We start from the raw sequence: 18,483 nt of genomic DNA, 5'->3' as shown, positions 1-18,483 counted from the left end.
TGTTTGCCACATTGTGTTTCGCGGCCGTGTTGATAACCGGACAACAACATCAGCGATCCAAGGCTTCGTAGAGTGCGCGGAGATCGCGCAGTCCGGCCGCGGCCATCGGTTCGTCCTCGGCGGTCATGCGCAGTGCGCGGCGTAACAGGGTCGGCTCCAGGTCATCGATGGCGGGGCGGAATTCGACCTTCGGGAGATCGGGCAATGCGGTGCGGTCGCCGTAGGGGTCGTCGGAGACTGTTGGGGCCGCTTCACGTTCGATGCCGATAATGAGGGTGTCCAGGTCGAGGCCGCGCAGGGTGAGGATTTCGCGAGGGCGCTCGTCGAGGCGTTCGGCGAGCAGATAGCAGAGCGCGGCCACATGTTTGCACGGCCAGCCGGAATCCGGGCAGGTGCAGGAGAAGTCGAGATCCGCGGCCGTGGTCGGGAGCAGGTGCTCGCCGAGGCTCGTCGGCAATGCACCAGAGGCGATTTCGGCCAGTACACCCGGCGTGGTCCGGATGGTCTCGATGAGCAGTTCGAGTTCCTCATCGCGCAGTGGCCGAATGGCGAATACCGAGGTGAACGGGCGCGGCTGACTCCCTTGCACTTCCGCGGTGACCGCACCGGGTTCGATCCGATAGCTCACGACCTGTCCGGCCCTGGCATAGGTGCGGCCACGCGCGAGTCGACCAGGTTCGGCCATCTGCTCGACCGCCTCGATCAGGGCCTTACCCCACCAGGTGCGGCCGAATCCGCCACGGCGGCTGCGTGTTTCGACCCCGCCGCGCACCGGGCGACGCTTGCCGTACTTGCTGTAGTCGTCGAAGGGGCTCAATCGCCGACCGCCTCCGCGCCGAGGGCAAAGAGCCGGTGCAATTCGTCCGTGCTCAATTCGGTGATCCAGTTCTCGCCCGCACCGATGGCCAGATCGGCGAGCTGGCGTTTACCGCTGATCATTTCGTCGATCTTCTCCTCGATGGTATCGACGCAGATCAGTTTGCGCACCTGCACATTGCGCTGCTGACCGATCCGGAAGGCGCGGTCGGTGGCCTGGTTCTCGACGGCGGGATTCCACCAACGATCCAGGTGCACAACGTGATTGGCGGCCGTAAGGTTCAAGCCGGTGCCACCGGCCTTGAGCGACAACAACATCAGCGGTGGGCCAACCGGCTCTTGGAAGCGCTCGACCATGGTGTCGCGCCGCTTCTTCGGCACGCCACCGTGCAGGAACGGGATCGCCGTGCCGAAGCGCTCGGTCAGATAGGGTGCGATGAGATCACCGAATTCGCGGAACTGGGTGAACAGCAATGCCTTCTCACCGTCCGCCAGCACCGCATCGAGTACGTCCTCTACCAGGGCGAGCTTGCCGGAGCGGTGACTGCCGCGGTGCAGCACGCCGGAGCCGTCGCCGAGGAAATGCGCGGGATGGTTGCAGACCTGTTTGAGCCGGGTCAGCGCGCCGAGTACGGCGCCCTTGCGTGCCATACCCTTCGCATCCTTCAGTTTGGCCAGCATGTCGTCGACGACCGCCTGATACAGCGCCGCCTGCTCGACGGTCAGGTTGGCGCGCACCGTCATCTCCAGTTTCTCCGGCAGATCACTGATGACGGCGGGATCGGTTTTCACCCGGCGCAGTACGAACGGCTGCGTGACGGTGCGCAAACGGCTGATGGCGTTCTCATCCCGATCGCGTTCGATCGGGACGGCGAACCGGGCACGGAAGGTCTGTGCGCTACCGAGCACTTTCGGCATCGTAAAGTCCAGAATCGAGCGCAACTCTTCGAGACGGTTCTCCACCGGAGTTCCGGTGAGCGCCAACCGATGTCGGGCGGGCAGTGCCCGCGCCGCCTTGGCCTGCCTGGTCGCCGCGTTCTTGATGTGCTGCGCCTCGTCGAGCACCACCCGATCCCACTGCTGCCGCGCCAATTCGGCTGCGTCCCTTGCCAGGAGCGAGTATGTGGTGATCACCAGATCCGCATCCGCAACGGCCTCGCCCAGCTCCGTGCCGGACTTGCGGCCTGCACCGTGGTGCACCAATACCCGCAGATCAGGGGCGAAACGCTCGGCCTCACGCTGCCAGTTGCCGACGACCGACATCGGGGACACCAGCAGCGTGGGTCCGGCGCCGTCGGTCCCCGCGCCCTCGCGCTCGTGCACGAGCAGGGCCAACACCTGCACGGTCTTCCCCAGTCCCATGTCATCGGCCAGGATTCCGCCGACGCCGTAGCGGCTCATGGTGGCGAGCCAGGCCAACCCGCGCTCCTGATACGGCCGCAACTGCGCCTTCAAACCGACCGGCGGAGTCACCGGTACCGGCTCGCGGGTCTGGTCCAACAGGTCTGCGGCCCAGCCGGTTGCGCTGACCTCGGTAATCGGCACCTTCTCGACATGGCCGGTGACGAGTTCGCCGACCAGATCGGCGAAGGTGATTTCGGTGTCGTCGAGATGGGCGGCGACATAGCGGGCGGCGGCGGCCAGCACCTTGTGGTCGGCCTGCACCCACTCCCCGCGCAGCTGCACCAGATCCGATTTCGAACGAATCAGCCGTGCCATTTCGGCCTTGGTCAGCACGGTATCGCCGATGGCGAGTTCCCAACGGTAGGAGACGAGTCCGCGCATACCCACCGTGCTCTCGGCGGCGGGTACGGTGCTCTCCACCCGCAGCCGCATGGTCGGGGCGCTGATATTCCAGGCCCGCGGCAGCAGCAGCCGCACCCCCGCCGCCTGCAGCGCATGCGCGCCGTGTTCGACCAGATCCGCGACCACCTCGGTCGGTAACAGCAGGTCCATCGACTGCGGATCGTTCGGCAGGTCGCGCAGGCGCGGATAGGCCCGCGTGGCCTCGCCCAATTTCTCGATCGCGGTGCGGACCAGCACCGGATCACCCAGTAGCGGAACCGGATTCGGTGCTTCACCATCGGCACGCAGACAAACCTGCAGTCGCCACAGCGCCACATCGGCATCGGCCTCGCCGAGCGCGATATCGCCCTCGGGCTCCAGCAGCCGCAGCACCAACTCCGGCTCGTCTCCGGTCAGACTCGCCCGCCAGCGCTCCAACACCTCGGCCAGCTGATGGCTGCCGTCATCCAAGGCGACGTCATCGATGAGTGCGGCCACCAGCGGATGTGCCGACGGCGGTGGATCCATCAGCTCCCGGACGATCGGATCGGCGAGTTCGGTGACCATATCCTCGAGCAGAGTCCCGGGCTTCCCCGCGACGCGCAGTGCGGGCGGCATCGCCACCGCCAATTCCGCCAGCCAAGCACGCTGCCGCTCGCCACCGACCAACCGCCAGCGCACCCACCACTGCCCGTCGTCCCGGCGCAGCTCCGGCACCACCCGCCCGGCCCGCACCCACCGCTCGACCCCCTGCGCCACATGCGCGAGAAACCGCAGATCCCCCGACACCGCGTCGACCGGCAGCCGCTGGCGCAGCACGACCGCGGCCGCGGCGGGCACAATCGCATGCGCCCTGATCTGCTCGGTCGCCTGCTGCGACCCGCTGACCAGCACCTTCGCCCTGTGCCGGAACTTCGACGCCGCCAGCACCCCACCCAATGGTTCGGGTAGCGCGACGACCGGCGCCTGCTGCCAGAGCAGCAAGCCCGATCCCGGCGACCACAGACCGTGCAGCATCACCCCATCCAATCAGGCGGGTCCGACAGCCGCGATGGCCAGCCGCGTCCCGTCGGGCCTGGAACGCTCAGTCGAGTTCGTAATCGAACCAGATGCGGTGCACACCATCGGCGTCGACGGAGAGACCGCCGGTTCCGGTGATACCGACCAGCGCACCGGTGCCGCTGGTCGGCACGATGGTGAAGAATTCGGCGGTGCGGTCGGTGCCGTTGGTGGTCGCCGAATGGGCGAAGTTGAAGCTACCCGCGCGATCGTGCAGTGCGCCGTCGAAGGACTCCATGGCGACATAGGTCCCCACCCCCGTCGCCTGGTCGAAGGCGGCGGTGAACAGGGTCGCGGACCGCCCGGTGATCTCGCCCGCGAACTCCTTCTCGATCTGCGCGATGCCGACCGGCAGCGCGGTGCTGATGGCCGGATCCGGCACGACATCGGTTGGGGTGAAGGAGGCGACAGAGAACGTGCCGATGGCTTTCATGCGGCGCAGCGTAACGACGGGTACCGACAACTACGGTCGGCGGGCGAGGACCTTGCGCACGACAAGACCCACGACCAGGGCCCAGAAGGCCGCACCGATGCCGAGGAACCCGACACCGGACGCGGCGATCAGGAACGTGACAATGCTCGCCTCGCGGTGCTGTTCGGATTTCAGGGCACCGGCGAGGGCGGCCGCGAGAGTGGCCAGCAGGGCGAGGCCCGCAACGGTTTCCAGCGTGCCCTTGGGCGCGGTGGCGATCAGGGTGACCAGCGCCGCCGAGCCGAGGGCGAGCACCACATAGGAGGCACCGGTGGTGAAGGCCGCGATCCAGCGGCGCTTCGGATCCGGATGCGCGGCCGGGGCGGCCGAGAGCGCGGCACTGATCGCGGCCAGATTGATGGCGTGCCCGCCCGCCGGTGCGCCCAGAACGGTGCCGATTCCGGTGACGGACATCGAAGCGCGCCAAGGAACGCGGTAGTCGAAGGACTTCATCACGGCGGTGCCCGGAATGTTCTGGGAGGCCATCGTGACGATGTAGAGCGGGATGGCGATGCCGATCGCCGCCTGCCAACTCCAGTGCGGCACTGTCAATTCGAGCGATGGCCGCATCGCCGCGAGATCGAGATGCTTGTGCTGCACCGCAATACTGATGCCCGCCCCGATCGCCGCAGCGGTGAAGGCCGCGATCACCGCCCAACGCTTGGCGAACCGTTGCAGCACCAGCCAGACCACGACCACCGGCACCACCACCGCCGGACTGGCGTGCACGGCCTTCACCGGTGCGAGACACAGCGGCAGCAGCACACCGGCGAGCATCGCCTGCGCGATCTCCACCGGAATCGCGGCCACCAGATTGCCGAGCCGCTGCCACAGTCCGGTAATCACGATCAGCACACCGGTGATCGCGAACGCCCCGACCGCCGCGGCCCAGCCACCGACGACCGCACCGGTGCTGGCGAGCAGTGCCGCACCCGGCGTCGACCAGGCCAATGTGATCGGCAATCGATACCGATAACTCAGCAGCATCATCCCGATGGCCTGGGTGAGGCAGAGCGCGAGCAGTCCCGAAGCCGCCTGTGCCGAGGTGGCCCCGACCGCCGTCAACCCGTTCAGTACCACCGCGAACGAGCTGGTGAATCCGACCAGCGCAGTGACCACACCGGCCCCGACCGGCTGCGCGAGCCGCGCGTCACGGTGGGCCGGGGTAGGAGTGTCGGCGAGCGCCGGGGAAAGCCTGGACATTTCTGGAATCCTCCCCGGTCATCAGTCCAGTTGTCACAGCCAGTCGCGGGAAACTGGACTGAATTCCACAACACGCAGCCAGGGTGATGCGGCATCCAGCCAGGGTGCATCGCCTGATCCACATCCAACTCGAACGCGAACATACCGTCTGATCTGGCGAGTACATGGGTAACTCGTCGGGTATGCCCAAAATTGATGTGGCACATGACGCAGGACCTGCACCTGGGCTTAGTGGCCCTAACTAGTATGGCCTGAATATTCGCAGAGGCGGAACAGAGAGGCGGAACGGAGCGTTGTTGAGCGCGGTACTGATCTCGGCGGATGAACTTCGGGAAGTATTGGCGGATAAACGGGTTCGTCTACTCGATGTGCGTTGGGCGCTCGGCGATCCGGACGGCCCGCAGCATTATCTGGATGGCCATATTCCGGGCGCGGTCTTCGTCGATTTGGAGACCGAACTGGCCGCACCGCCATCTCCGGCGCGCGGGCGGCATCCGCTGCCGGATCCCACGCAGCTCGAAAAATGCGCACGCAGCTGGGGCCTGCGGACCGGCGATCCGGTGGTCGTCTATGACGCGACCGGCGGCATGGCGGCGGCGCGAGCCTGGTGGCTGCTGCGCTGGGCCGGAATCGTGGATGTGCGGATTCTCGACGGCGGTCTGCCCGCGTGGACCGGTTCGGGCGGTGCGATCGCCACCGGCGAGGAAGCCGATCCCGAACTCGGTGATATCGAGGTGAAACCGGGTCAGCTGCCGGTCATCGATGCCGATGCGGTCGCCAAATGGTCCGGCATCCTGCTCGACGCGCGAGCGAGCGAGCGCTACCGCGGCGAGGTGGAGCCGGTCGATCCGCAAGCCGGCCACATTCCAGGCGCGATCAGCGCACCGACCACGGAGAACCTCGACCCCGACGGCCGATTCCGCAGCGTGGACGCTTTGCGAGATCGCTTCGCCGCATTCGGGTCCGGGCCGGTCGCGGTCTACTGCGGGTCCGGTGTGACCGCGGCCCATCAGGTCGCCGCACTCGCCGCCGCGGGCATCGAAGCGGCCCTGTATCCGGGCTCGTGGTCGCAATGGTCGAACGATCCGAAACGTCCGGTCGCCACCGGCGTATAGGTCGCTACGGGCACGAGCTGGCAATGCCGCTCAGCACGGCATGGTCGGCGGCGGTCACCGGTAGGTCGTACCGGACCGCCACCCGCAGGTACTTGCCCGCATAGAAACAATGGTTCGTGCGGACGGGCGGCAGCCATTCGGACGCTGTGCTGTCACCCTTGGCCTGGTTGGCATACGCCGCGGTGGCCAGCAGATTCACATCGACATCGTTGGCGAAACGCACCCGCCGCTCGAGCGGCCAGTGCACCGCGCCCAAATCCCAGGCCGCGGCCAGCGGATAGACATGGTCGATCTGGATATCGCGCGCATCGGCCTTGCTGAAGGTGATCCGTTCGCCGGTGTACGGATCGTCGAGCGTGCCCGCGGTGACCACACAGTCGTGAGTACCGGGTCGGAAGCTCACCCCGGTCAGCTGCGCACTCAGCACGTTGTTGCGGGTATCGCAACCGTCATGTCCGCCCGGACCGTCGTAGTCATCGGTCCACGACGGTCCGAATACGCACCGCTGCCCTTCCCGACAACCGCGCTCATAACCGCCGGGATGTGCCCGCGCCGCTGCGACCCGCACCGAAGCGAGCAATTTTTCGAGCTGAACCCGGGTGGGAATGCTGAGTTCACCCATCCCGCCGGCTCCGCCAGCTGCCATCCCCGAGGGTGCGGGCGCGACCGGCTCGGTGCATCCGGGCAGCGCGAAACACACCGCCGCGAGCAGGGCAGGCAACCATCGTCGGGTCTCGGCAAGCACGGTGCCAGATGTACCCGCACGGACCGACATTCATCAGAACCCAGCTGGCGCCGAATCGGAGCCGGTCAAGACTCACAGCCAGGCGCGAGCCAGCAGTTCGTCATCGGCGACTTCACTCGTCCGCGGCGGGAATCTGGTGGCCGAGATGGACTCCGGATGCGCGCCATCGTGCCCGATCAGCCACGACCCACCGCGCTCCTCGCACTCGGCGATCTTCGCGAAGGTGTTGATCAGGAACGTGACTGCTTCACGTGGGTCCAGGGTGCGGGCCAGACGCTGTGATTCACCGGGGCGGGACAGGTCCAGCCAGACGCCGGACTGTCCGTCCAGTCGCATGCCGACGACCTTGTCGGCATTGACAAAGGTGAATTTGCGCCGTTCCCATGGCGTGGTCGGCGTGAAGCTCTGCTCGAGTACCTGGAGCAGAATCGTCATGCTTTTGCCCTCCGCTTTCCGTTGACGCCCAACTACGGTTCTCATGCGATGACCAGCGGATATACCAGTATGTTCCGAAAGTGGTGCCAAGGGGTAGTAACGAGCCCATCTCGGCGAGTTCCGGGACTTTTTCCGGCGACCGATCAGTTTGTCGACCGGGCGGAGTCTCTATCTGCAAACGCAACATGATCAGGGAGGAACACAATGAATACCCTGCCGCCCATCGTCGATGCCGACACCTGGCAGCACCAACTCGACGCGCTGCGTATCCGGGAAAAGGCAGCGACTCGAGAACTTGATGCGATCGCCGCCCAGCGGCGCCGCCTGCCGATGGTCGAAATGCCCGAGTACACCCTCGAGGGCGCGGACGGGCCGGTCCTGCTGGCGGAGATCTTCGACGGTAAGTCACAGCTCATCGTCTACAACCACATGTGGTTCCCGGGCGAGAAGTGGCAGTGCGGTGGTTGTACCTGGTTCACCTCACAGTTCACCCGGTTGGGATTCCTGGACAACTACGATGCCCGGTTCGTCATCGTCACCCAGGGACCGATCGACGAGGCGATCGCCTACCAGCGGCGGGTCGGAAACACAATGGCCTGGTATTCCACGGCGAACAGTACATTCGGCACCGACGTCGGCGCGCCGCCCGGCGGGGAATTCGCGGTCAACGTATTCCTGCGCGACGGCGACAAGGTCTATCGCACCTGGCACACCAACGGCCGCGGCGTCGAGCAACTCAGTTACAGCTTCGCGCTGATCGACTTGTTGCCGTACGGGCGGCAGGAGCAATGGCAGGACTCGCCGGAGGGTTGGCCACAGTCGCCCACCTACAGCCGCTGGAGCGGCTCCCAGGACATCGCCGCACACTACGGCGACCCGGAGGCGTGACTACATCCGGCTCGAGAGCGTGAGCGGATCCTCGATCTCGGTGGACGCAGCCGTGCGGCTTCGACCAGCTGATCTGGCTAGGACGTCAAGCTCGGGCCAGGATGGCCGAGAGCGCACGTCGCAAGGCGGAGGCGGGGTCTGCGGGCATCTCATCTGCTCGCCATCCGACGAAATCGTCCGGCCGGATCAACAGGGCCCCGGACGAGGCCAGCCCGGTGGCTGCCGCCCACGCGCCGGCGGTGTCGACGACATCGCCGGCGGAGCCGATGCAATGCACAGCGATGGGGACCCCCAGGTCGGACGACGTCGAAGCTGCGGCGACGGACCACCTCGCCCCGTCGTCCGCGGCGAACAAGGTGAACCCGGGACCCAGCAGGTCGAGCGTCGAGGCGCGCTCCCCGTTTCGCCGCAACCAGACATGCGGCACCCGGGTGCCGGGTTGTGCTCGCAACTCCTCCACCAATGACACCGCGTCGGGGTCGTCCGGCGCGGGCTCGCCGGTCACCACCGCTGCCGACCAGTATCGGTAACCCGCGAGCATGGAGAACAGGGGTCGCTCCTCGCCTGCTGGGAGCTGCGGTCTGTCATCGTCCAACCGTAGGAACGCCAGAGCCGGCCCGGTCAGCGACTGGCGTGCGCAAAAACGCCCCACCGGGTACCGCTCGGCGTGGTAGGTGGTCAGCAAGCCCGGTCCGGCCGTGCCGTCGAGGACTGCGGCCAGTTTCCAGGCCAGATTGTGTGCACTCTGGATGGCAACGTTGGCGCCCCCGGCCTTGAACGGTGGCATGGTGTGCGCCGTGTCGCCGACCAGCAGGACCCGGCCGCGCTGGAACTGCGCGGCCACCTGCTCGTAGGGCTGCCACGGCACGATATCGACGATCCGCACCTCCATCGGCTCACCGATGGCCGCAAGGAGTATGTCGTGACAACGCTGCGGGGTGAACTGCTCGGCGGTCTCTCCCTTGCGGGGGAGGTACGTGATGATGAACACGCCGAGATCCCCCTGGGCCACCAAGAATATGCCTTCCACCTCGGCGTTCTTGACCTGAACGCCGTCTCCATCCCCCAGCTCGGGAAGCAATTGCCGCCAGGGCGCGCGGAAGTAGACGGAGACGACGAAGATCGGTATCGGACCGTACCCGGAGGTGGGTACCCCCAGCGTGTCGCGAGTATGGCTGTGCACACCTTCGGCGGCGACCAGATAGTCGGCCCGCACGGTATGCGACTTGCCCGAATCCAGTTCGCGCAGTACCGCTGTGACACCGCTGGCGTCCTGCTCGAACGACGACAGCGCCGTCCCGTAGCGCACCTCGCCCGCATGCCCCCGGGTGTAGGCGAGCAGGAGCGGCTCGAGTTTGCTCTGTGGGAAGTACTGCGCGGACGGCTCGGGGCTGAGTTCGTCGAACGGAGCGAAGATGGCGTCGACGTCGAAAGCTAGTTCTTGTTCGGGGCTGTTCAGAGTCGGCTTGACGACCATATTGGAAGCGCCTTCAGCGAGGGCGTGCACCTCGTCAGCCAGCCCGAGGCCACGAAGGATCTCCAGGCTCCGGAAGCTCAAATTGCGGGCCTTGGGGTAGATGAATATCTCGCGTCGCTTTTCGACCAGCAGCGACCGAACCCCGTGCTTGACGAGCAACGCCGACGTTGCCAGTCCGCCTGCCCCGGCGCCGACGATCAATACAGAGACATGCTCGGCATCCATCACCACAACTCCTCGGCCAGCCGACACCAACTCTACTGGCGTGACCCCCGGTCTGGTGGACGCACATCAGGGGCATTCACAGTGCATTGATCCCACCGACTACATACGGCTCAGCAAGGTCAATGGATCCTCGAGCAATCCGGCGACGGTCGCGAGGAAGCGCGACGCCAGTTCACCATCGATCATCCGATGGTCGAAACTGATACCGATGGTGGTGACCCACCGGATGGCTAGTTCGTCACGGAATACCCACGGACGCTTGCGAATCGAGCCGAGGCACAGGATCGCGGCCTGACCCGGATCGACCAGCGGAACACCGGCATCGACACCGAAGACGCCGATATTGGTGATGGTGAAGGTGCCGCCACGCAGGTCGGTCGGGGTGGCGCCGCCCGACCGCGCCGTCTCGGCGAGCCAGCCGATTTCCCGGCATAGGTCGCGCAGGCTCAATGCCTGGGCTTCCTTGAGATTGGGCACCAGCAGACCGCGTTCGGTGGCGACGGCGACACCGAGATTCACATAGTGCTTGGTGACGATCTCCTGATTCGCCTCGTCCCAGCAGGCGTTGATGCCCGGATATTCCGCGAGTGCGGCGAGTACGGATTTGGCGACCAGGGCCAGCGGTGTCAGCGCCAGACCCTCGAAGGACTTGGTGCAACGCAGGTGGTCGAGCAGTTCCATCGATGCGGTGAAGTCGATGGTGACAAAGGTGCTGGCCTGTGGGATGGTGCGCGCGCTCGCCACCATGGCGGCCGCGGTGCGTTTGCGGATACCGCTGATCGGCGTGCGTTCCTCGCGGGATGCGGGGCGCACGATGCCCGCATTCGGATCGGTGACCGAGGGCGTCGGTGGCGTGACCGGGCCGTCGGTGTCGGCCACCGTGGCGCGCGGCTGCGATACCGGAACCGCACCGCGCACATCCTCGACCGTCACCGCACCGTCGGGGCCCGAACCGGCGACGTACCAGAGGTCGATACCGAGTTCTTTGGCGAGTTTGCGCGCCCCCGGGGTCGCCGCCGCCCGGCCCATTCCCGACTCGACCGGCTCGACACCCGAATTCGCCTGCGGCGCAGGCGATTCCCCAGCGGGTCGACGCCGCCGAGACACCGTCTCCCCTTCGGGCCCGTATCCGACCAGCACCGAAGTCCGCCCGTTCGCGGCTTCCTGCTCAGACGCGACCGCCAGATCATTCCGCACCCGGATCAGCGGCGCTCCCACCGCAACCGTCTCGCCGGGCTGAGCGAGCAATTCGACCACCGTGCCCGAAAACGGCGACGGCAGCGACACCACTGCCTTGGCCGTCTCCACGTCGGCGATCGTCTGATTCAACTGCACCGTGTCACCGACACCCACCGACCACGCCACCAACTCCGCATCGGCCAGTCCCTCGCCGAGATCAGGTAGCCGGAATTCCAGGATATTGCTCTGATCTTCCTCGAGGGCACGATCTTCCACTGGGGCACCTCCGGAGTGAGCGATGGTCAGGCGGCAAGTGCGCGATCAACCGCGGCGAGGATGCGGTCCGGATCGGGCAGGTGGTGCTTTTCGAGCTTAGCCGGGGGGTAGGGGATGTCGAAGCCACCGACGCGCAGTACCGGCGCCTCCAGGTAGTAGAAGCAGCGCTCGGTGATCCGCGCGGCGATCTCGGCGCCGAGCCCGCCGAAGACCGGCGCTTCGTGCGTCACGATCAACCTGCCGGTTTTTGCCACCGAAGCCGCGATCGTGTCGAAATCGATCGGCGATAAACTGCGCAGATCGACCACCTCGAGCGAATGCCCTTCCTCGGCGGCGATTTTCGCGGCGGTAATGGCCGGGGCCACGGTGCCGCCGTAAGCGACGAGAGTGGCGTCGGTACCGCTGACGCAAACGCGGGCCCGGTCCAGCGGCATGGCCTCGGCATCGAAATCGACCTCGGCCTTATCCCAGTAGCGCCGCTTGGGTTCGAAGAAGATCACCGGATCATCGAGCGCGATCGCCTGGCGGATCATGAAATACGCGTCGGCGGGATTGCTCGGCGTCACGACGCGCAGTCCGGCGGTATGGGCGAAATACGCCTCCGGCGACTCCGAGTGATGCTCCACCGAACCGATTCCGCCGCCGAACGGAACGCGAATCGTCATGGGCGCGACCACTTTTCCCCGCGTCCGGTAGTGGATCTTGGCGACATGCGAAACTATCTGGTCGAAGGCTGGATAGACGAAGCCGTCGAATTGAATCTCACAAACCGGCCGGTAGCCGCGCAGCGCCATGCCGAAAGCCGTTCCGACAATGCCGGATTCGGCCAGCGGCGTATCGATGACGCGGTGGTTCCCGAAATCCTTTTGTAGCGTATCGGTCACCCGGAAGACCCCGCCGAGACGACCGATATCCTCGCCCATCAATACGACTTTCGGATCGTCGTCCATGGCCCGTCGCAGCCCGGCATTGAGCGCCGTGGCGAAGGTCGTGATCATGTGCGGACTCCTTCCGGTGGCGCGGTCGTCTCACCGGGATCGCCGGCCAGATACGCCGCGTACTCGCTCCGCTCCTGGGTGATCAGCGGATGCGGGGTGGCATAGACGTGATCGAACAGCTGCGATGGTGCCGGATCCGGCATATCGATGGTCGCGGTGCGCAGCTGGTGCGCGACTTCATCGGCGCTCGCATCGACGTGACGTTCGAATGCCGTATCCCACAGCTCCTCTCGTTCCAGCAGTTTGCGCAGCCGCGCGATCGGATCGCGGCGCGCCCACTCCTCGGTCTCGGCCGCGGAGCGGTAGCGGGTCGGGTCGTCGGCGGTGGTGTGCGGACCCATCCGATAGGTGAGCGCCTCGATGAACGACGGTCCGCCACCGGTGCGGGCGCGAGCCGCGGCCTGTCTGGTGACCGCGAGAACGGCGAGCACATCGTTGCCGTCGACCTGGAGGCCGGGAATTCCATAACCGTAGGCGCGCCGCGCGATCGGGGTCGCACTCTGGATCCGGACCGGAGAACTGATCGCCCAATGGTTGTTCTGGCAGAAGAATACGACCGGCGCACCCCAGCTGGCGGCGAAGCCCAATGCCTCGGCGAGATCGCCCTGACTCGAGGCGCCGTCACCGAAGTAGGCGATGGTCGCGATCTCCGCGCCGTCGAGGTGGGCGGCGTAGGCGTAACCGGTCGCGTGCAGGCCCTGCGAGCCGACGATGATATTCGGGTTGGTCATATTGACCGCGTCGGGATCCCAGCAGGAGTGGGCGACCCCGCGCCACATCCGGGTGAGTTCGGTGGGATGGACGCCGCGACAGTAGGCGACCGCGTGTTCACGGTAGCTGCAGAAGACATAATCGTCGGGGCGCAGTGCGTATACCGAGCCGACCTGGGCGGCCTCCTGCCCGAGCATCGGCGCCCACAGTCCGAGCTGGCCCTGGCGTTGCAGCGCGGTTGCCTCGGTGTCGATCCGGCGGGTGACGACCAGGTCTGTGTACATCGCGCGCAGCTGTGCGGGCCCGATATCGATGATCAGGGCGGCGTGTTCTCGGTCGAATACGCGGCGGCCGTCGGGTTGGACCAGCTGAACCGGATAGTCGGTTTTGTTCGTCATTCAGGATCGCCTCCTGACTACAAACGCAGGGCTGATGTGCCCCACATCACATAGCATCCACCAGGAGGCGAAGTGCGCAAGTGATCGATACACGAGTAAGCAGAATGCCCAAATCCGATCGGCCTTCTGCTGTCATACTGCGTTGTATGACCAGTAGAGAACCCGCCGACGTCGCCCTGGACGCCACCGACGCGCGGCTGCTGCTCGAGCTGGTCGCCAACCCACGCGCGACCGGTGTCGAGCTGGCCACCCGGCTCGGGTTGTCCCGCAATACCGTGCAGGCGCGGCTGTCGCGCTGGGAGGCGAGCGGTGTGCTCGCCAGCTTCGAACGCCGAGTGCAACCGCAGGCGCTCGGCTACCCGCTGGCGGCTTTCGTTGCCGTCGTCGTCGATCAACATCGCTTGGATTCGGTAGTCGGCGAACTCGCCCGAGTGCCGGAGGTGACCGAGGTGTGCGGCATGACCGGACTGACCGATCTCACCGTACGAGTCGTGGCGCAGGATGCGGACGACCTGTACCGAATCGCCGGGCAGATATTGAAGATCCCCGGAGTGGAACGCACCAATATGGCGTTGGTAATGCAGCAATTCGTCGGACCGCGCACCGCACCGCTGCTGGACCGGCTCGCCGGATCCAGCGACCGCTCGCTACGAGCCTGATCCGACGAACTCCCTTGATCCCGAGCGCAATCGGAGTCCGCATCGCCGAAGGCAGTGGACTTACCGCAGGTTGAGGAATTCGGTCGCCGGCATTCCGGCGACTGACTCCAAGACCGCAAGGCCGTCCGCACCGGAAGGTCCGACAGCGCCGGGCTCACGCCGCCGTACCGGGAATCTGGAACGAAGTCACCAATGGAGTGGCGGTGAGCTGAGGCTCGAGTGCCTGGTGCACCGCAGCCGTCAATACTCGCTGATCAGCCACGGAAACAGTGTCGCACAACGTCTTCTGCGCCGACATCGCCCAGCACGGGTCAGTCGGTGACGAGACTGGTTGCGGCGGTGCGGATTATTTCGGGGATTTCTACTGATTTGCGGGTTTCGTTGTCTACGTAGACGTGGACGAAGGTGCCGGTGGCGGCGAGCTCCAGGGTGTCGTCGGCTTCGCGGAAGATGGCCAGGTCGTAGGTGATGCTGGAGCGGCCGAGGCGGGAGATGCGCAGGCCGACCTGAAGTTGGTCCGGAAAGCTCAGGGAGCCGTGGTACTGGCAGGAGGTCTGGGCGACCACGCCGAGGGCGGGCAGCTCGCGGATATCCGTGCCGGTGGCGTGCATGAGCCAGGCATTGACCGCGGTGTCGAAGTACGAGTAGTACGTCACGTTGTTCACGTGGCCGTAGTGGTCGTTATCGGCCCAGCGGGTCGGCATCGGCCAGAGGACTGGATACTGCTGCGTCACCCGGCCGACGATAGCTCAGCCGGGGTGCTGCCCTGCCGGTGGTCGCGCGGACTCACGCCGAAATGCCGTTTGAATGCCGTGCTCAATGCGAACGCGCTGCCGTAGCCGACCTGGCGGGCAATGGATTCGATGGTGGCATCGGATTCCTGTAGCAGATCGGCGGCCAGGGCCAGGCGCCATTCGGTGAGGAACGCCATCGGCGGTTCACCGACCAGATCGGTGAACCGGCGGGCCAGCGCCGCCCGCGACACCCCGACCGCCTCTGCCAGGCTGGCGACCGTCCAGCCGTGCGCCGGATTGTGCTGCAGCAGCCGCAGCGCCTTGCCGACCAGCGGATCACTGTAGGCGTGGTACCAGGCGGGCGCGTCATTGCGCGTGAACCAGGCGCGCAGGGCCGCGATCAGCACCATATCGAGCAGCCGGTCCAGCACGACGCCCTGTGCCGGCTCGTCCTTGGTGGCCTCGTCGACCAGGATGTCGAGCAGCCGGGTGTCGAAATCGCCGCGCTGCAAGATGATCACGGGTGGCAGGGCGCGCAGCAGCCGCTGGCTGGCCGCACCCGCAGACTCATAGGTGCCGGTCACCATCAGGGTGGCGCCGTTCGTATCGGTCCCCCACTGACGAACACCGAGACTCAATGTCTCGCAGAGGATTTCACCGTCGCTCGTCTTGGTGATATTGCCTGGATCGATGAAGATCTGCGGTGCGGTGGCCGGATCGTCCGCGACCGTATACGGATCGGGTCCGCGGAAGATCGCGATATCGCCCGCGCTGATCTGCCGCGGCTTACTGCCCGCTGCCTCGGACATGATCCAGGCCGTGCCGCGGATCATCGATACCACCGCCAGCGGCGCCCGGTCCTGGATGCGCAGCGACCACGGCGGATCGAGCAGCGAGCACATGATGAACGCACCTCGGGCGCGTGGACCTTCGAGCAGACTGGCGAGCGCATCCACACCACAGACAGTAGACGCTGACGCATGAGCACGAGTCGCTGAGCTATGTTTCGTCGCGGGCCGCGTCGATGTAATGGAAACATGACAAACAGCAGCTCCCACCAACGTCTTATCCTCGTCACCGGCGGTACCGGCAAGACCGGCAGCCGGGTCGCGACCCGGCTCCGGCAGGCCGGTCATCCGGTCCGGATCGGTTCCCGCGCAGCCGAGATCCCCTTCGACTGGGCCGACCGCACTACCTGGGCTCCGGCGCTGTTCGAAGTGGACGCTGTGTACATCGCCTTCCAGCCGGATCTGGCGGTGCCGGGTGCGCCCGAGACCATCCGGGCGTTCACCAATGCGGCCAAGGCCAATGGTGTGCGCAAGCTCGTACTGCTGTCCGGTCGCGGCGAACCGGAGGCGGTGGAGTGTGAGCAGATCGTGCAGGGCTCGGGTCTCGACTGGACCATCGTGCGCTGCAGCTTCTTCGCACAGAACTTCAGCGAAGGCGCATTCCTCGACTATGTGCTCGCGGGTGCGGTGGCGCTGCCCAATGGCGATGTGCCGGAACCGTTCGTGCACGTCGACGATATCGCCGATGTCGCGGTCGCCGCGTTGACCGCGGACGGGCACAGCGGCGAGCTGTACGAACTGACCGGCCCCAGGTCGTTGACGTTCGCCGAGGCCGTCACCGAGATCGCCGCCGCGACCGGGCGCGAGATCGCCTTCATCCCGATCTCCCGCACGGATTTCGTTGCGGCACTGACCGAGTATCAGGTGCCCTCCGACGTCATCAGCCTGCTCGACTACCTGTTCGGCACGGTACTGGACGGCCGAAACGCCAAGACCGCGGACGGCGTCCAGCGCGCTCTGGGCCGGGAACCGAAAGATTTCCGCGATTACGCCGTCGAGACGGCAGCTGCCGGTGTGTGGAACATCTCGAGCGAGTAGGCGGTTGTAAGAATAAGACCGCCGCGCGGACGCCGATCTCAATGGCGAGATCCGTGGAGCCGGGTTTTCGGACAATGGTGTCCCGGACCGGCTCCCCGTGCGGCCACGAGATCGGCCGCGAGGCGGTACCGTCGAATCGGTGGCGACCACGACGATCGATCCGCAGACCCGGGTAGCGCGCGGCGCGGTATTCGTGGTGTTCGCATTGAACGGCTTCCTGGTGGCCATGTGGGTGGTGCACATCCCGGCCATTACCGACCGGACCGGGATCGCGCATTCCACGCTCGGCATGTTCATTCTCATGCTCGCTGGTGCGGGCGTTGTCGGCATGCGCATCGCGGGCCCGCTCGCCGACCGATTCGGCAGCCGGACCGTGGTCGCGGCCGCCGCGGCGATCACCTCGATATCCGTGCTCGGCCCCGGACTCGCGACCGGGCCGGTAAGTCTGGCGATCGCACTCGCCTGCTTCGGTTTCGGCAATGGCGCGCTCGACGTTTCGATGAATACCCAAGCGGTACATGTCGAGCGGACTTATGACCGACCGATCATGTCGGCGTTCCACGCATTGTTCTCCGGTGGCGGATTCGTCGGCTCACTGCTGGGTGCGGCCGCACAGCGCGCGGGCTGGGATGTGCGTCTGAGCTTGTCGGTCGCGGCGGTGGCCGGGTTGGCGATTACCGTCGCACTCGTACCACGTCTGCTGCCGGACACCGAATCGTCTGCGCGAGAATCGAATTCGGACATATCACCGGAAAGTGGCCGGTACGCCCACATTCCGGACGGCACAAGCCAGGCGCAGAACCAGGGTCGCGAGTCCGAAACGACATCGCATGAGGCCGGAACAACCCGGTCGACGACCACACCGAACCGCTCTCGAAAAGTCCTGGCGCTGGCGGCAATCGCCTTCGCCCTACTTCTCACCGAGGGCGTCGCCGCCGACTGGAGCGCCCTGCAGATCCGCGACAACCTCGATGTCGACGATGCCACCGCCGCACTGGCATTCGGCGCATTCTCCTGCACCATGACCGCGGGCCGATTCATCGCCGACCGTGTCGCAGGCGCCGTCGGCCGTGTCGCCATTGTCCGCTACGGCACCTTGCTCGCCGCATTCGGATTGGTCCTGATCATGGCTTCGGGTTGGGTGCCGTTGACGCTGCTCGGCTGGGCGATATGCGGCCTCGGCCTCTCCGGCGGCATCCCGCAAATCTTCACCGCCGCAGGCAATCTCGGTTCGTCAACGGCGGCTACCGACATGTCGCGGGTATTCAGCCTCGGCTACCTCGGCCTACTCGCCGGACCCTCCATCATCGGCTGGCTGACGGCCCTGGTCCCACTCACCACCGCAATGGTCGTCCCCCTGATCGCCGTCCTGTTCTGCTGTCGCTACGCGGGTGCGGTCGCACCACAACAGAAGTAGCGCGA

The 18,483-nt window shown here is 66.0% G+C and carries 17 protein-coding genes; 5 read left to right on the top strand and 12 right to left on the bottom strand.

Annotated features, from left to right (window positions below; translation table 11 throughout):
• Nucleotides 1–49: 49 nt before the first annotated feature.
• The 4 genes from AB0L63_RS28740 to AB0L63_RS28725 all read right to left on the bottom strand — a co-directional run bounded on the left by AB0L63_RS28740 (nucleotide 50) and on the right by AB0L63_RS28725 (nucleotide 5,335).
• Entirely contained in the window at nucleotides 50–817 is a 768-nt protein-coding gene (locus AB0L63_RS28740; protein ID WP_364506954.1) for an SWIM zinc finger family protein, read from the bottom strand.
• Nucleotides 814–3,618: a DEAD/DEAH box helicase gene (locus AB0L63_RS28735; protein ID WP_364506951.1), complete on the bottom strand. Its 2,805-nt coding sequence runs from the start codon at nucleotides 3,616–3,618 to the stop codon at nucleotides 814–816. Before AB0L63_RS28735 ends, AB0L63_RS28740 begins: the two co-directional genes overlap by 4 nt.
• Before the next feature lie 67 nt (nucleotides 3,619–3,685).
• Complete coding sequence (locus AB0L63_RS28730; RefSeq protein ID WP_364506948.1) at nucleotides 3,686–4,093, bottom strand: DUF3224 domain-containing protein; 408 nt, start codon at nucleotides 4,091–4,093, stop codon at nucleotides 3,686–3,688.
• A 30-nt stretch (nucleotides 4,094–4,123) separates the two neighbouring features.
• Nucleotides 4,124–5,335: a benzoate/H(+) symporter BenE family transporter gene (locus tag AB0L63_RS28725; protein ID WP_364506945.1), complete on the bottom strand. Its 1,212-nt coding sequence runs from the start codon at nucleotides 5,333–5,335 to the stop codon at nucleotides 4,124–4,126.
• Between the two features lie 308 nt (nucleotides 5,336–5,643).
• On the opposite strand from AB0L63_RS28725, the gene AB0L63_RS28720 reads away from it, so the two are divergent.
• Nucleotides 5,644–6,450, top strand: coding sequence for a sulfurtransferase (locus AB0L63_RS28720; RefSeq protein WP_364507058.1), 807 nt, complete (start codon nucleotides 5,644–5,646; stop codon nucleotides 6,448–6,450).
• A 4-nt stretch (nucleotides 6,451–6,454) separates the two neighbouring features.
• Here the strand turns inward: AB0L63_RS28720 and AB0L63_RS28715 are convergent, their stop codons facing one another.
• Both AB0L63_RS28715 and AB0L63_RS28710 read right to left on the bottom strand, forming a co-directional pair.
• Nucleotides 6,455–7,225 carry an HNH endonuclease family protein gene (locus AB0L63_RS28715; RefSeq protein ID WP_364506942.1) on the bottom strand — a complete coding sequence of 257 codons (771 nt, stop codon included), beginning with the start codon at nucleotides 7,223–7,225 and terminating at the stop codon, nucleotides 6,455–6,457.
• A gap of 42 nt (nucleotides 7,226–7,267) precedes the next feature.
• Entirely contained in the window at nucleotides 7,268–7,630 is a 363-nt protein-coding gene (locus AB0L63_RS28710) for a hypothetical protein (protein ID WP_364506939.1), read from the bottom strand.
• A 204-nt stretch (nucleotides 7,631–7,834) separates the two neighbouring features.
• Here AB0L63_RS28710 and AB0L63_RS28705 point away from each other — a divergent pair, with 204 nt between their 5' ends.
• Nucleotides 7,835–8,518 carry a DUF899 family protein gene (locus AB0L63_RS28705; protein WP_364506936.1) on the top strand — a complete coding sequence of 228 codons (684 nt, stop codon included), beginning with the start codon at nucleotides 7,835–7,837 and terminating at the stop codon, nucleotides 8,516–8,518.
• A gap of 85 nt (nucleotides 8,519–8,603) precedes the next feature.
• Here the strand turns inward: AB0L63_RS28705 and AB0L63_RS28700 are convergent, their stop codons facing one another.
• From AB0L63_RS28700 to pdhA, 4 genes are all read right to left on the bottom strand, one after another.
• On the bottom strand, nucleotides 8,604–10,220 hold the full coding sequence (locus AB0L63_RS28700) for an FAD-dependent monooxygenase (protein ID WP_364506933.1): 1,617 nt from the start codon (nucleotides 10,218–10,220) through the stop codon (nucleotides 8,604–8,606).
• Nucleotides 10,221–10,319: 99 nt separating this feature from the next.
• A complete protein-coding gene (locus AB0L63_RS28695; RefSeq protein ID WP_364506930.1) occupies nucleotides 10,320–11,675 on the bottom strand; it encodes a dihydrolipoamide acetyltransferase family protein in 1,356 nt (451 codons plus the stop codon).
• 26 nt (nucleotides 11,676–11,701) lie between these two features.
• Nucleotides 11,702–12,673 (bottom strand): alpha-ketoacid dehydrogenase subunit beta, encoded by a 972-nt coding sequence (locus AB0L63_RS28690; protein WP_364506927.1) that lies wholly within the window; start codon nucleotides 12,671–12,673, stop codon nucleotides 11,702–11,704.
• On the bottom strand, nucleotides 12,670–13,782 hold the full coding sequence (pdhA, locus tag AB0L63_RS28685; RefSeq protein ID WP_364506924.1) for a pyruvate dehydrogenase (acetyl-transferring) E1 component subunit alpha: 1,113 nt from the start codon (nucleotides 13,780–13,782) through the stop codon (nucleotides 12,670–12,672). Before pdhA ends, AB0L63_RS28690 begins: the two co-directional genes overlap by 4 nt.
• 146 nt (nucleotides 13,783–13,928) lie before the next feature.
• Between pdhA and AB0L63_RS28680 the strand changes: the two genes are divergently transcribed.
• Nucleotides 13,929–14,441 carry an Lrp/AsnC family transcriptional regulator gene (locus AB0L63_RS28680; RefSeq protein WP_364506921.1) on the top strand — a complete coding sequence of 171 codons (513 nt, stop codon included), beginning with the start codon at nucleotides 13,929–13,931 and terminating at the stop codon, nucleotides 14,439–14,441.
• A gap of 311 nt (nucleotides 14,442–14,752) precedes the next feature.
• Here AB0L63_RS28680 and AB0L63_RS28675 read toward each other — a convergent pair whose 3' ends face one another.
• Both AB0L63_RS28675 and AB0L63_RS28670 read right to left on the bottom strand, forming a co-directional pair.
• Nucleotides 14,753–15,145 (bottom strand): thioesterase family protein, encoded by a 393-nt coding sequence (locus AB0L63_RS28675; RefSeq protein WP_364507055.1) that lies wholly within the window; start codon nucleotides 15,143–15,145, stop codon nucleotides 14,753–14,755.
• A gap of 26 nt (nucleotides 15,146–15,171) precedes the next feature.
• On the bottom strand, nucleotides 15,172–16,131 hold the full coding sequence (locus AB0L63_RS28670) for an AraC family transcriptional regulator (protein WP_364506918.1): 960 nt from the start codon (nucleotides 16,129–16,131) through the stop codon (nucleotides 15,172–15,174).
• 81 nt (nucleotides 16,132–16,212) lie between these two features.
• On the opposite strand from AB0L63_RS28670, the gene AB0L63_RS28665 reads away from it, so the two are divergent.
• Together AB0L63_RS28665 and AB0L63_RS28660 are read left to right on the top strand one after the other, a co-directional pair.
• The gene (locus AB0L63_RS28665; protein ID WP_364506915.1) at nucleotides 16,213–17,061 is read left to right on the top strand and encodes an NAD(P)H-binding protein; all 849 of its coding nucleotides are present in this window, start codon (nucleotides 16,213–16,215) and stop codon (nucleotides 17,059–17,061) included.
• Nucleotides 17,062–17,200: 139 nt separating this feature from the next.
• Complete coding sequence (locus tag AB0L63_RS28660; protein WP_364506912.1) at nucleotides 17,201–18,478, top strand: MFS transporter; 1,278 nt, start codon at nucleotides 17,201–17,203, stop codon at nucleotides 18,476–18,478.
• Nucleotides 18,479–18,483: the final 5 nt, after the last annotated feature.

The sequence above is a fragment of the Nocardia sp. NPDC051990 genome, from assembly GCF_040680755.1.
In the GTDB taxonomy this organism is placed as follows: domain Bacteria; phylum Actinomycetota; class Actinomycetes; order Mycobacteriales; family Mycobacteriaceae; genus Nocardia.
Note: the sequence above shows the minus strand (reverse complement) of the source record. Positions and strands in the feature narration are given on the sequence as shown.